The organism is Micromonospora foliorum (assembly GCF_022229015.1).
In the GTDB taxonomy this organism is placed as follows: domain Bacteria; phylum Actinomycetota; class Actinomycetes; order Mycobacteriales; family Micromonosporaceae; genus Micromonospora; species Micromonospora foliorum.
The window spans coordinates 1-11,306 of the sequence record NZ_JAKKFF010000180.1 but is presented as its reverse complement, the minus strand read 5'-3'; the positions used below and the strand labels follow the sequence as shown (position 1 = coordinate 11,306).

The 11,306-nt window shown below is 70.6% G+C and carries 14 protein-coding genes and 2 pseudogenes; 6 read left to right on the top strand and 10 right to left on the bottom strand.

Going from position 1 to position 11,306, the window contains the following annotated elements:
* The 3 genes and pseudogenes from PSH25_RS14665 to PSH25_RS14655 all read right to left on the bottom strand — a co-directional run.
* Positions 1-230 (bottom strand): annotated as a pseudogene (locus tag PSH25_RS14665) (hypothetical protein); the annotation flags it as partial.
* 193 nt (positions 231-423) lie between these two features.
* A complete protein-coding gene (locus tag PSH25_RS14660) occupies positions 424-645 on the bottom strand; it encodes a hypothetical protein (protein ID WP_238659622.1) in 222 nt (73 codons plus the stop codon).
* A gap of 140 nt (positions 646-785) precedes the next feature.
* Positions 786-1,100 carry an amphi-Trp domain-containing protein gene (locus PSH25_RS14655; RefSeq protein WP_238659621.1) on the bottom strand — a complete coding sequence of 105 codons (315 nt, stop codon included), beginning with the start codon at positions 1,098-1,100 and terminating at the stop codon, positions 786-788.
* Positions 1,101-1,244: 144 nt separating this feature from the next.
* Here PSH25_RS14655 and PSH25_RS33985 point away from each other — a divergent pair, with 144 nt between their 5' ends.
* Both PSH25_RS33985 and PSH25_RS14645 read left to right on the top strand, forming a co-directional pair.
* A complete protein-coding gene (locus PSH25_RS33985) occupies positions 1,245-1,541 on the top strand; it encodes a DUF6582 domain-containing protein (protein ID WP_091393391.1) in 297 nt (98 codons plus the stop codon).
* 65 nt (positions 1,542-1,606) lie between these two features.
* Positions 1,607-2,821, top strand: coding sequence for an FUSC family protein (locus tag PSH25_RS14645; protein ID WP_238659619.1), 1,215 nt, complete (start codon positions 1,607-1,609; stop codon positions 2,819-2,821).
* Between the two features lie 69 nt (positions 2,822-2,890).
* Here the strand turns inward: PSH25_RS14645 and PSH25_RS14640 are convergent, their stop codons facing one another.
* Positions 2,891-3,316: a VOC family protein gene (locus tag PSH25_RS14640; protein WP_238659618.1), complete on the bottom strand. Its 426-nt coding sequence runs from the start codon at positions 3,314-3,316 to the stop codon at positions 2,891-2,893.
* A gap of 142 nt (positions 3,317-3,458) precedes the next feature.
* On the opposite strand from PSH25_RS14640, the gene PSH25_RS14635 reads away from it, so the two are divergent.
* Positions 3,459-5,288 (top strand): glycoside hydrolase family 15 protein, encoded by a 1,830-nt coding sequence (locus tag PSH25_RS14635; RefSeq protein ID WP_238659624.1) that lies wholly within the window; start codon positions 3,459-3,461, stop codon positions 5,286-5,288.
* A gap of 9 nt (positions 5,289-5,297) precedes the next feature.
* Here PSH25_RS14635 and PSH25_RS14630 read toward each other — a convergent pair whose 3' ends face one another.
* The gene (locus PSH25_RS14630) at positions 5,298-6,137 is read right to left on the bottom strand and encodes a DUF72 domain-containing protein (protein WP_502361349.1); all 840 of its coding nucleotides are present in this window, start codon (positions 6,135-6,137) and stop codon (positions 5,298-5,300) included.
* A 101-nt stretch (positions 6,138-6,238) separates the two neighbouring features.
* Between PSH25_RS14630 and PSH25_RS14625 the strand changes: the two genes are divergently transcribed.
* Entirely contained in the window at positions 6,239-7,249 is a 1,011-nt protein-coding gene (locus tag PSH25_RS14625) for a glycosyltransferase (RefSeq protein ID WP_238659617.1), read from the top strand.
* Between the two features lie 60 nt (positions 7,250-7,309).
* Positions 7,310-8,038 carry a Clp protease N-terminal domain-containing protein gene (locus PSH25_RS14620; protein ID WP_238659616.1) on the top strand — a complete coding sequence of 243 codons (729 nt, stop codon included), beginning with the start codon at positions 7,310-7,312 and terminating at the stop codon, positions 8,036-8,038.
* A 10-nt stretch (positions 8,039-8,048) separates the two neighbouring features.
* Here PSH25_RS14620 and PSH25_RS14615 read toward each other — a convergent pair whose 3' ends face one another.
* From PSH25_RS14615 to PSH25_RS14600, 4 genes are all read right to left on the bottom strand, one after another.
* Positions 8,049-8,567, bottom strand: a complete 519-nt coding sequence (locus PSH25_RS14615; RefSeq protein ID WP_210781043.1) for a hypothetical protein — start codon at positions 8,565-8,567, stop codon at positions 8,049-8,051.
* Between the two features lie 110 nt (positions 8,568-8,677).
* On the bottom strand, positions 8,678-9,097 hold the full coding sequence (locus tag PSH25_RS14610) for a PIN domain nuclease (protein WP_238659615.1): 420 nt from the start codon (positions 9,095-9,097) through the stop codon (positions 8,678-8,680).
* Positions 9,097-9,351, bottom strand: coding sequence for a type II toxin-antitoxin system VapB family antitoxin (locus tag PSH25_RS14605; protein WP_238659614.1), 255 nt, complete (start codon positions 9,349-9,351; stop codon positions 9,097-9,099). The genes PSH25_RS14610 and PSH25_RS14605 overlap by 1 nt, the downstream gene beginning before the upstream one ends.
* A 62-nt stretch (positions 9,352-9,413) precedes the next feature.
* Positions 9,414-9,608, bottom strand: coding sequence for a DNA repair protein (locus PSH25_RS14600; RefSeq protein ID WP_238659613.1), 195 nt, complete (start codon positions 9,606-9,608; stop codon positions 9,414-9,416).
* Between the two features lie 169 nt (positions 9,609-9,777).
* Between PSH25_RS14600 and PSH25_RS14595 the strand changes: the two genes are divergently transcribed.
* On the top strand, positions 9,778-10,440 hold the full coding sequence (locus tag PSH25_RS14595) for a GNAT family N-acetyltransferase (protein WP_238659612.1): 663 nt from the start codon (positions 9,778-9,780) through the stop codon (positions 10,438-10,440).
* A gap of 332 nt (positions 10,441-10,772) precedes the next feature.
* On the opposite strand, the pseudogene PSH25_RS14590 reads toward PSH25_RS14595, so the two are convergent.
* A pseudogene (locus tag PSH25_RS14590) lies at positions 10,773-11,306 on the bottom strand (glycoside hydrolase family 3 protein); the annotation flags it as partial.

Here is an 11,306-nt window from a genome sequence, read left to right as displayed (position 1 = left end):
GCGGAGGCCGGCACCGCCGCGCCGGGCGACGGCGGCTGCCCGGCCGGTGACGACGGATACTCGACGGCGTTGGCCGCGTTCGACGGCTCGGGCTGCGGTGCGCCGTTGCCCAGGTACAGGCCTCCCGCCGCGATGACGAGGACGGCCGCCGCACCGACGGCCACGCCCAGGCTGTTGCGGGCGAGCCAGCCAGGAACGCGATGACGGGGCGGCGGGCTCTCGTACGACACGGGTCACTCCCAACGAGTAGACGCCAGGATGACCCGAACGGTCACGGCGGCCGAATCGTAGGCGCTCGCGGCCCGCGCTCGGAAGGTCTTTAAACCTTCCTTAAAGTACGCGGACCGACCGGTGTGGCTGTGGGCATCGACCGTCGGACTCGATGGTCGATGCCCACACCTGCTGCCGACTCGACCGGCGTCGTTACTTGGCGGCGTTCAGGGCCACCAGGGCCTGGGCGGTACGGAAGTACGGGCTACGACCGAGGTCGCCGACGGTGATGATATTGAACGCCTCCTTGAGCAGCTTGGCATCGCCAGCGCTGACGCCGGTGAGCGCGTCCACCGGAGAGTCAACCAGTTCGGCGAGGGTCTTCTCCTGGTAGGCCTTGACGACCAGCTTGCTGAAATCGGCGGCGACAGTCATCCGTTCTCCTTCGATCTACGGGGCGGGCAACTCGCAACTCGCCCAAAACTGAAACTTCCGGCGGAATTAGATCATCATGTGCGGATCCGGATCCACAGGGGACAGCGCCGACGAGGGGCCGTCGGGCGCTCGTCAGGCGGTCACGCCTCCGGCGTGGCCTCGGCCGTCTCGGTCGGCTCGGCGGCCTCGTCGTCCGTCGAGGGCTCCTCCTCGTTTGCCACCTTGACGCGTGCGGCCTCGGTCCAGGAGAACTCGATCTCGACGGACACCTCCGTCTCGCTCTCCCTTTCGATCTCCAGCTCGCACCGCACCGTGTCCGCGACCGCCACTGCACCCGCCGCGCCGTAGAAGAGCCGGCCATCAGACTCCAGCTGGTGGGCCAGCTGACGCAGCCAGGCTGCCAGGTCGGAGCGCGACACCGTACGGGCGTCGTCGTAGATATCCATGTCGGCCATGCTCCCACTCCACAAAGGACAGCGTGCGCAGGGCTTCGACGTCGGGCGGCCCGGCCGGCATGATATGGATCTTGCCGGTGGCGATCGTCCGGAAAATGTCGGCTTCGGAGGTGCCGTCGGACAGCGTGCGGGTAAGGCTGGGCGATGAAGTCAACCTGGAAACCTCACGAGAAGCACGGCGGCCTGTCGGACAAGGACAAGCGCGAGCTGCCGGAGACCGTCTTTGCGTTCCCTGGGAAACGCAAGGAACCGATGACCGATGCCAGTCACGTCCGCAACGCGGTCGCCCGGTTCGATCAGGTGCAGGGCGTCACCGACAAGGACCGCGACCTGGCCTTCCAGAACATCCTCGCCGCCGCCAAGCACTACGGCGTCGACGTCGCCGAGACGAACTGGCGTCAACTAGGCAAACTCCCGCACACCCCGAATCCCGCCCACTGACGGGACACTCCCACGATTCGGCTCGCGCGCCGGATAGCTTCGCCTCCGCTGGGTAAACGGCGCGGATGCCCGCCAAACACGAGCAGGCGGCTGACAACGACCCGCCCCCGCACGGCGTGTCCTGGGCCGATCGAACCTGGGCCGGCCTGCCCGAGCGGGTGCGGCACGGGGTTCTCTCCCGCGCCTGGCGGTTCCGCCTCTACGGGCTGCTCGCCGTGCAGGCCGGCGTCGCGGCGACGATCGCCTGGTTCGTGGGGTACCAGTTTCTGGACAATCCCACCCCGGTGCTCGCGCCCACCACCGCGGTCGGCATCGTGGCCGCCTCGATGGGCTCACGCCTGCGGCGCACCATCGAGCTGCTGGTCGGGGTCGTCCTCGGGCTCGCAGTCGGTGACGCGGTCATGCCGCTGTTCGGCATCGGGCCCTGGCAGACCGGCCTGGTCGTCGTACTGGCGATCATCGTCGCCATCCTGCTCAAGGGCGGTGGCTCCCTGCTCACCCAGGCCGGTGGCACCGCGGTGCTCATCGCCACCCTGGAACCGCCCGTGCGTGACCTGTCCGTCCCGCGCTTCGTCGACGCGGCGGTCGGCGGGTTGGTCGGGTTGGCGGTCGGTCTGTTGCTGGTGCCCATCCACCCGCAGCGGACCGTGCGGCGTCTGGCCGAACCCGTCCTCGATCCGGCCATCGCCACCCTGCACGACCTGGCCGGGGCGCTGCGCCTTCGGGATCTTGACGGGGCGCAGCGGAGCCTGGAGGCGTTACGGGGCCTCGGCTCCCGGCTGACCGCGCTGGACGAGGGGCTGGGCGCCGCGCAGGAGGTGGTGCGACTGGCGCCACTGCGCTGGCGGGAACGCACCTCCCTGGCCTACTACACCGATGCCGTCCGACATATGGAACGCACCCTGTACAGCTTGCGGGCGATCGCGAGGAGGCTGACGAAGGCCCTCCGGGAGGGCGAACCGGTGCCGGAGGAGTTCCCCGCGGCCATCGACCTGCTGGCCGACAGTGTGCAGACGCTGCGGTGCGCGATCCGCGCGCGGGCCGAGCCGCAGCAGGCGCGCCAGCAGATCCTGACCGCCGTGGAGCTGGTCGGTAGGGCGCAGGGGCCCGCCGCGCCGGATCCCACCCGCCCGCACACCCACCGGTTGGGGTACTCGGGCATGATCGCCGCGGGTGATTTTCGTACCTCGGCACACGACCTTCTCATGGCCAGTGGGCTGGACGCCGACGAAGCGGCAGCGCTGGTGCGGCGGACGGCGGACCGGGACGAGTGGGACTGAGCCGGTCCGCATCTCCGCCACTACCGCTGAGCCGCCAACCGCGCGTCGGGAACGTCGGGCGCGCTCACGTCAGGTCGCCTTCAGGGACGCGAGGACGTCGAGGTAGTGCGGGTTCCGCATGACGCCCAGCACGTTGCCGAACGGGTCGACCACCGACGCGGTGACGAACCCCTCGTCCCCGTGCGGTGTTATCGGTTGGTACTCCGTGGCACCCATCGCCAACAGCCGCTCGACGGTGACGTCGAGGTCGTCGACGCACCAGTGCATCACCGCGCCGCCGGGCCCCGTCGCGGCCCCGGGCGGTGCGTACCTGCGGTCGATGATGCCCAGTTCGGCCTGGTAGTCCCCGATGCGGAACTCGGTGTAGGCCGGGCGTCCGTCGGGGCCGGGGCGCATGAAGTACGCCTCGACGCCGAGGAAGTCCGCGTACCAGGCCGTGGCCGCTGCCACGTCGTCCGCCCAGATGTTCAGGGTGGCAAATCCTCGCAGGCTCATCAGGTGTCCCCTCGTCGATGTCGTTGGTGTCGACGCTATCGACGATTGCGGAAGGTTTGCTTCCGCAATGGGGCGCGGGCCGCATCTTTGGTGCACGGCCGGGTAGTCGCCGCCATTGCCAGGACGGATGGCGGGGGACGGTGTGGAGAACTACCCGGCAGTCGAGGACCACGGTCTGATCGGCGATCTACAGACCGCGGCCCTGATCAGCACGGACGGTACGGTCGACTGGTTCTGCGCGCCCCGCTTCGATTCGCCGAGCGTCTTCGGCGCGCTGCTGGACCGCCGCAACGGCGGCCACTTCCAGCTCTCGCCCGACGGCGTCGACTACACGAGCAAGCAGCTCTACCTGCCCGGCACGCCGATCCTGATCACCCGCTTCCACAGTGCCGACGGTGTCGGTGAGCTGTTGGACTTCATGCCGATCACCGGTGCCGAGGCGACCGATCGGCACCGGTTGATCCGACTGGTCCGGATGGTCCGGGGGAGCATGAAGTTCCGCTTCCACTGCCACCCACGGTTCAACTACGGGCGCGATCCGTACGAGCTGGAGGTGCATCCCGAGGGTGACGTCTTCCGGAGCGCGACGCTGACCTTCACCCTCTGCGCCTTCAAGAACGTGGAGCGGGCGTTCCACGTGGGGGATCTCCACCGCGACGCTGACGGCGTGTCCGCGTCGTTCACCCTGCACGCCGGCGACATCGGCGGGGTGACCCTGGAGACGGCCTGCCCGCACGCGCCCCGAGCGCTCAGCACCGACGAGGCGTGCGAACTGCTCGCCGAAACCCGCGACCACTGGCGGCGGTGGGTGGGCGGTTCCCGTTACAAGGGACGCTGGCGGGAGGTGGTCGAGCGGTCGGCGATGACCCTCAAGCTGATGACGTACGCGCCGACCGGCGCTCTGGTCGCCGCGCCCACCGCGGGGCTGCCCGAGCAGATCGGCGGGCAGCGGAACTGGGACTACCGCTACACCTGGATCCGGGACGCGTCCTTCTCCGTACACGCGCTGCTGCGCCTGGGCTTCACCGACGAGGCGCAGAAGTATCTGCTCTGGCTCGACGCGCGCATCCGGGAGGCACGGGACGGCAACCTGCCCCTGCAGATCATGTACCGCATCGACGGCTCACCGGACCTCCCCGAGGAGGTGTTGGGTCACCTGGAGGGGTACCGGGGCTCCGCGCCGGTGCGGATCGGCAACGGCGCGGCCGGCCAACTCCAACTCGACATCTACGGCGAGGCGCTCGTCTCGTTGGAGCTCGCGGACCGCAACGGGCTGATCGCGCCGTACGAGGGGTGGCGCAAGACGGCCGGGTTGATGGACTGGCTCTGTGCGCACTGGGACCAGCCCGAGGACGGCATCTGGGAGACCCGGTCCGGTCGGCAGGACTTCACCTACGGTCGGGTGTTGTCCTGGGTCGCGCTGGACCGGGCCATCCGCATCGCGCGACGCCGGGGCCGCCCCGGCGACATCGCCCGCTGGTCGGCCCAGCGTGACGCCATCTACGAGCAGGTGATGACCCGTGGGTTCAACAAGGAACGTGGTGCGTTCGTGCAGCACTACGGTTCCGACATCCTGGACGCCTCACTGCTGGCGATGCCGGGACTGAACTTCATCTCGCCGACCGACCCGATGTGGGAGTCGACGCTGCGGGCGATGGACACCGGCCTGGTCTCCGACAGCCTGGTCTACCGCTACGACCCGAGGGCCTCGCCGGACGGTCTCGCCGGCACCGAGGGCACCTTCAACATGTGCACCTTCTGGTACGTGCAGGCGCTCGCCCTGGCCGGCCGGATCGACGACGCCCGGTTGACCTTCGAGAAGATGCTCACCTACAGCAACCCGCTCGGCCTCTATTCCGAGGAGATCGCGCCGACCGGTGCGCAGATCGGTAACTTCCCGCAGGCGTTCAGCCACCTCTCGCTGATCAGCACGGCGGGGCACCTCGACGACCTGCTCGACAAGCAGGGTTGACCGGTCCGGTCAGAACAGCGTCAGCGGCTCGACCGGTATCGGCTCGGGCAACGCGTCGAGCCCGGGTACGCGTGCCCGTACCTCGTCGTGGAAGCGGCGGGCGAGCGCCGGCGCGTCGGCGTTGTCCGGCGTGTGGATGAACATCGTCGGCGAGCGTCCCTCGCGTAACCAGGTGACGGTCACGTCGACCCACCGTTGCCACCCCTCGACCGTGCGCGTCTGGTCGTCGCGGCCGAGGTAGCGGACGATCGGCCGGTCGGTCAGCGCGAGGGACCGGAGCGGCACGCGCGGCTTCCTGGTCCAGGCGTCCCGTTCCGCGTCGCTGGTCGGCGGGCTCGCGAAGAAGGCGGTCGTGTCGAAGGGGATCCACTCGGCGTTGGCGGCGGCGAGGGTCGCCCCGAGCAGTCGGGCCGCGGGGGCGTCGGTGAAGAACGCGGGATGGCGGACCTCCACCGCGTATCGGTGGGACTGCGGAAGCCGCTCCAGGAACCGGCCCAGGGCCGGGACGTCGGCGGGCGCGAACGAGCCGGGCAGCTGGATCCAGAGGGCGTGGGCGCGGGGGCCGAGCGGCTCGATGGCGTCCAGGAAGGCCCGCAGCGGTTCGCCGACGTCGGTGAGTCGGCGTTCGTGCGTGATGAGCTTGGGCAGTTTGAGGACGAACCGGAAGTCGGGATCCGTCTGGGCGGCCCACGAGGCCACGGTGTCCCGGGCCGGGGTCGCGTAGAACGTGGTGTTGCCCTCCACGGCGTCGCACCAGCCGGCGTAGTGCCGCAGGCGCTCGGTGGGCGGCAGCCGGTGGCCCGACCACGACCGGTGGCTCCACATCGCGCACCCCACGTGCAGACGCATGACCCGCCCTTCCTGCCGGTGACCGCGCTCGACCGGAGCCCACCGTATCCGGGCCGGCGGATCCGGCCGGGCCCACGGTGCGGCAGGTATGGTCCGACGCCATGCGTGTGCTGTTTGCCAGTCTTGCCTCCGTCGGCCACACCTATCCGCTGATCCCGCTGGCGATCGCCGCCCGGGACGCCGGACACGAGGTCCACTTCGCCGCCGGTCCGGAGGTGCACCCGCCGCTCGCCGCGCACGGCCTGCGACCGTTCCGTCCCGGCGACGCCTTCTACGAGGTGTACGCCGAGGACCTCGCACCGGAGTTGGCGCGGCTGCGGCCCGACCTGGTGGTGCACGAGTGGGGGCTGCCCGGGGCGGCCGTGGCGGCTCACCGGGCCGGGATTCCGGGCCTGTGGCACGGGTTCGGCCGGATGTTTCCCGAGGGCATCGGCCTGGAACTGCCCACCAGGAACGCCGAGGTCGTCGGCCGGCCGCACCTGGACATCTGGCCGCCCTCGCTCCAGGACAAGGACTTCCTCGCCACGGAACGTCGGATCGAGCTGCGACCGGTCGCCTTCTCGACACCGGCCCCGCTGCCCGACCGGGCGGGCCGTCGCACGTCCCGACCGTTTGTCTATCTGACTCTCGGCACCGCGTTCGGGACGCCGGAGCTGCTCCGTACCGCCGTCGCCGGCCTGGCGACGCTGGACGCCGAGGTCGTGGTCGCGGCGGGTCGGGTGCCCCTGGAACAGCTGGGCGAGATTCCCGACAACATCAGCGTCCACCCGTGGGTGTCGCAGGCGGAGTTGCTGCCGCTCGTCGATCTGGTGGTGCACCACGGGGGCAGCGGCACCACCCTCGGCGCGCTCGCGGTTGGCGTACCGCAGTTGCTGCTGCCGCAGGGCGCCGACCAGTTCGCCAACGCCGACACGCTCGCCGCCGCCGGTGTCGCCCTGCGGCTCCTTCCCGGCGAGGTGGACGCGAGCGCCGTCGCCGAGCAGGCGCACCTCCTGCTCGGGCGGCACGGCCAGGTCGAGCGACGCGACGCGGCCCGCCTGATCGCCGAGGAGATCGCCGCCATGCCCTCGCCGGCGGCCGTCGCACGACTCCTGCCGGAGTACGCCGCCTGATTGGAGCAACATCGTCAACTCATGGTTGACGCGAGGAGTGCGTCAACCTATGGTTGACGCATGACAGATCCTCTCCAGATGAGTAACGCCCTGAAGCTCGACGACCTCATTCAGTCGATTAAGAAGCTGCACACCGACGCGCTCGACCAACTCACCGACGCGGTGCTCGTCGCCGATCACCTCGGTGAGGTCGCCGATCACCTGATCGGGCACTTCGTCGACCAGGCCCGGCGCTCCGGCGCCTCCTGGACCGACATCGGCCGCAGCATGGGTGTCACCAAGCAGGCCGCCCAGAAGCGCTTCGTGCCGAAGGCGACCGAGGCGGCCGCGCTCGACCCCAACGCCGGCTTCGGCCGGTTCACCCCGCGCGCCCGCAACGTGGTGATGGCCTCGCAGGAGGAGGCCCGGGCCAGCGGCAACGCCGAGATCGGCCCCGAGCACCTGGTGTTGGGCCTGCTGGCCGAGCCGGACGGGCTGGCCGCCAGGGTGATGGTCGGTCGCGGCGCCACCTCCGAGGTGGTACGGGACGCGGTCGCTGCCGTCCTCCCGCCACGGGCCGAGCAGGTTCCGGACCTCATCCCGTACGACGCGCGGGGTAAGAAGGCGTTGGAGCTGACCTTCCGGGAGGCGCTGCGCCTCGGGCACAACTACATCGGCACCGAGCACATCCTGCTCGCCCTGCTGGAGCAGGAGGACGGCGAAGGCGTGCTCACCAACCTCGGCCTGGACAAGGCGACGGTCGAGGCCGACCTGGCCGCCGCCCTCGCCGCCGCCGTCGGAAAGAAGTGAGAACCCGGGGTCAGGACGCCTCAGGGAAGCCGTAACGCAGGGCGTGCTCCGGATCGGCCGGGTCGATCTGGCGTACGCCCGCGTCGGCGAGGCGCTTGTTGACCTCGTCGAGTTGCTCCCGCACCAGGCGGGCCTCCTCCTCGGTGACCCGGCCCCGGTGTGGCTTGCCGGCGTGCTCAAGGGTGCCGTAGTCGATCTTCTCAGTGCTCTTGCGGGCCTTGGGTGGGCGGACCCGCTCGGCCGTCTTCAACAGCTGCGCCATCGGCACGTCGGTGGCCATCGCGTCGAACTCGCTGGCCGTCAACACCACCCGGCGGGGCTCGCCGCCACCGTGCCGGTCGTGGATCTCCACCACCGCCACGTCCAGCGCGGCGTCGTCGATGTTCTCCACCTCGCCCGGGGTGGCGTCCAACTGCACGGGCCCGGCGACCAGGTCCGGGTGCTCCAGCACGACGATGCGGACCACCTCGTCGTCCTGCTGCAGAACCGTGCCGGTGAAGTCGGAGACGTGGATCGTCTTCTTGCCCATGCGCGGAGCTTCTCCTGTCGTAGGCCGGGATGGCGGACCACAAGAAATTACCCGACAGGTGTGCGAAAGCCGCCGCTGGACCTCCTCCGGTGTGTCGCCGCGGGCGTACGTCAGAGGCTGCCCTTCGGTGCCACCCACTCGGTGGGCTGACCGGTGACAGCGGTGATGCGGTCGTAGTCGGCGTCGTAGTGCAGGACTGTCGCGCCGTGCTCTTCGGCGGTCGCCGCGATGATCAGATCGGGCAGCCGGAAGTTGCGGTGCTGGCTCTCGGCCGCGAGTAGGCGATGAACCGCCAGGGCGCGGTCCATCGCCGCTGTCGACACGTCAATCCAGCGACCGCCGCGCAGTGCCTGCCAGAGGATCTCGTACCCCTTCGGGTGGGGTGCGTTGTTGAGGTATTCCAGGCTGGTCATCTGGCAGGCCGCGAGTCGCCCCTCGGCCAGGAGCGTCTCGAAGCGCCGCCGGACCGACGCGTGGCGACCCTGCAGGACATAGACCGACGTGTCCGCAAGATAGATCTGACCAGCCATCAGGCTGCCTCGGCGTCGCGCGCCTGCTCGGTAAGCGAGTCCAGGTCGCGGCCGCCACCGTAGCGCCAGGCGTCGACGGACCCGGAGAAGTCCATCTCCACCTGATCGAACGCGGCAACGATCTCGCGGGCCTGCCGGCGTACGGCGAACGCGTGCAGGGCGGCATTGATGGTGGCCACCTTGGTGTCGGTGCCGAGCACATCCCTCGCGGCGTCCAGCCACTCGTCGTTCACGTCCACGGTGATGCGAGTCATGGGCTGACGATACACCAGATCGGGCGCTGTGAAGGCACCAAATTTGGGTGCGGAGTGGTGCGTCAGTGGGTGTTCAGGCGGTGCCGACTGGAGCTGCCGACGGGCAGCTTGTTCAGCCCGGCCCACGACAGCGCTCCGCCGCCGACCGCCCGGGGGTTCCGGTAGCGCGGCTGGGGCGGATTGCCTCCGACGGCCTCCGCCGCCCGCCAGAGTCGCTCAGGGTCCTGCTGGTAGTGGTCGCTCGGCTGAATCGGCATGTGTTCACCGTCCCAAACAAAGGTGTCCAGATATGGAAATACATATGACGGTCGATTCATGCGGCTGGTTCCCGCACCCCCGGCCCACTCGGCCCTGACGTATCCTGCGCCCGGCCCTGCCGTCCGGCGTACGGTGATCCACGACGGGTCGGGTGACGGGGAGGTGCGCATGCTCGACCGGCGCCTGCACCTGCACCTGGCCACCTGGCTCGGCCAGTGGCCGGCCGGGCCGGGGCTGCACGTGGTCGCCTCGCAGCGGCGGGCCGAACCGGCCTGGGATGGTCGGCTGCGCCCCGCGCTCGCCGTGGACACCGGGCAGAGCGCTGTGCTCTCCGTGGCGCCGGACCGTGTGGCCGCGATCCGCGCGTTGGTTCGCCGCGCGCCGGGTCGGCTGCTCGCCGCGCTGCCGGAGGCCGTCGGTCGGCCCGAGTTCTGCGTACACGATGGTCCCTTCCGGTGGAGCCTGGCACCCGCGCCGCTGCCCGACGTGGGGGAGTGGACCGAGCCGACCGCCCCCGGGCTGCCGCCGTGGCTGCGACTCTTCGACCGGCCGGTGCTGGTGGTCCGTGGCCCGGACGGCGCCTACCTGGCCGGTGCCGGCATCAAACGGCACGACGCGTACGGGCACGAACTGGCCGTCGGCACCGTGCCGGCTGCCCAGGGGCGCGGTCTCGCCCGTCGACTGGTGGCCCAGGCTGCGCGGCGGGTGCTCGACGAGGGGGCGGTGCCCACGTACCTGCACGAGCGGGACAATCACGCGTCGGCCCGGGTCGCCGAAGCGGCGGGTTTTCCGGACCGGGGCTGGCGCGCGTTCGGGGTCTATCCGCGCTGAGCGGGCATTGGGCGCGGACCGTGGATCCCGGGCCGGATCCACGGTCCGCAACCTCCCCCCAGGCCCCGGTTCCGGTGTAACGGCCGCCGCTGGAGGCGAGCCGCTACGTGTCGATCACGCTACGTATCTAAGCGGCTCGGGGCAAGGTTGAAGCTGTCGGTTCGGAGTGTCGAAAAGCGGACTTGACCTGCTTCTTCGCTGATCGAGGTGCCGGCGAGGTCAGTGACGGAGCGTGCGAATCAGAAGGGGCGGCCCGTGACTGTGGACGCCGTGGTGCGCTGCTGGCGCGCGCTCCGGCCGAGCCCGGGGGCCGGCCGGAGAACGCCGTGGGCTCAGCCGGCCAGACCCAGCACCTCGGCCGCCGCGCGACCGTTGGCGTGGCTCGCGCCGTAGGTGGTGACGAAGGCGCGGACGCCCGCCGGCCGCCACTGTGCCGGCCAGCCCATCTCCACCACGGTCACCGGGTGCTGGGCCGCCAGGTCGGCGATCAGCTCCGGGCCGCCGGGCAGCCGGTGCAGGTGTCGCCCGACCAGCACGATGGGGCGGTCGCCGGCCAACCCGCGCAGCGTGGCCGGGTCGGTCTCGGTGGCGATCACCCGGATCTCCGGCACCCCGTCCAGGTGTGGGCCGAGGCCCCACGGCACCCGGCCCTCGGCGATCGTCGACTCGGTGTGCAGTTGCACCACCAGTGGCTGGTCCAGGCCGGTGAGCAGCCCGTCCACCCGGACCGCCCGGCGCGCTGCCGCGTACCCCAGCTCGGTGTCCTCGATGGTCCGTGTCGACCCGCCGGCGGCCCGGGTCCAGGCGGCGAGGTCGGCGCCGCGGCCGGCGGCCTCCTCGACCCGTGCCCTCGCGAGCCGGCCGTC

Excerpts from the sequence above, each read along its gene's own strand:
- PSH25_RS14660 (WP_238659622.1), bottom strand. The coding sequence starts at position 645 with ATGACTGTCGCCGCCGATTTCAGCAAGCTGGTCGTCAAGGCCTACCAG.
- PSH25_RS14655 (WP_238659621.1), bottom strand. The coding sequence starts at position 1,100 with ATGGCCGACATGGATATCTACGACGACGCCCGTACGGTGTCGCGCTCC.
- PSH25_RS33985 (WP_091393391.1), top strand. The coding sequence starts at position 1,245 with ATGAAGTCAACCTGGAAACCTCACGAGAAGCACGGCGGCCTGTCGGAC.
- PSH25_RS14645 (WP_238659619.1), top strand. The coding sequence starts at position 1,607 with ATGCCCGCCAAACACGAGCAGGCGGCTGACAACGACCCGCCCCCGCAC.
- PSH25_RS14640 (WP_238659618.1), bottom strand. The coding sequence starts at position 3,316 with ATGAGCCTGCGAGGATTTGCCACCCTGAACATCTGGGCGGACGACGTG.
- PSH25_RS14630 (WP_502361349.1), bottom strand. The coding sequence starts at position 6,137 with ATGCGTCTGCACGTGGGGTGCGCGATGTGGAGCCACCGGTCGTGGTCG.
- PSH25_RS14625 (WP_238659617.1), top strand. The coding sequence starts at position 6,239 with ATGCGTGTGCTGTTTGCCAGTCTTGCCTCCGTCGGCCACACCTATCCG.
- PSH25_RS14620 (WP_238659616.1), top strand. The coding sequence starts at position 7,310 with ATGACAGATCCTCTCCAGATGAGTAACGCCCTGAAGCTCGACGACCTC.
- PSH25_RS14615 (WP_210781043.1), bottom strand. The coding sequence starts at position 8,567 with ATGGGCAAGAAGACGATCCACGTCTCCGACTTCACCGGCACGGTTCTG.
- PSH25_RS14610 (WP_238659615.1), bottom strand. The coding sequence starts at position 9,097 with ATGGCTGGTCAGATCTATCTTGCGGACACGTCGGTCTATGTCCTGCAG.
- PSH25_RS14605 (WP_238659614.1), bottom strand. The coding sequence starts at position 9,351 with ATGACTCGCATCACCGTGGACGTGAACGACGAGTGGCTGGACGCCGCG.
- PSH25_RS14600 (WP_238659613.1), bottom strand. The coding sequence starts at position 9,608 with ATGCCGATTCAGCCGAGCGACCACTACCAGCAGGACCCTGAGCGACTC.
- PSH25_RS14595 (WP_238659612.1), top strand. The coding sequence starts at position 9,778 with ATGCTCGACCGGCGCCTGCACCTGCACCTGGCCACCTGGCTCGGCCAG.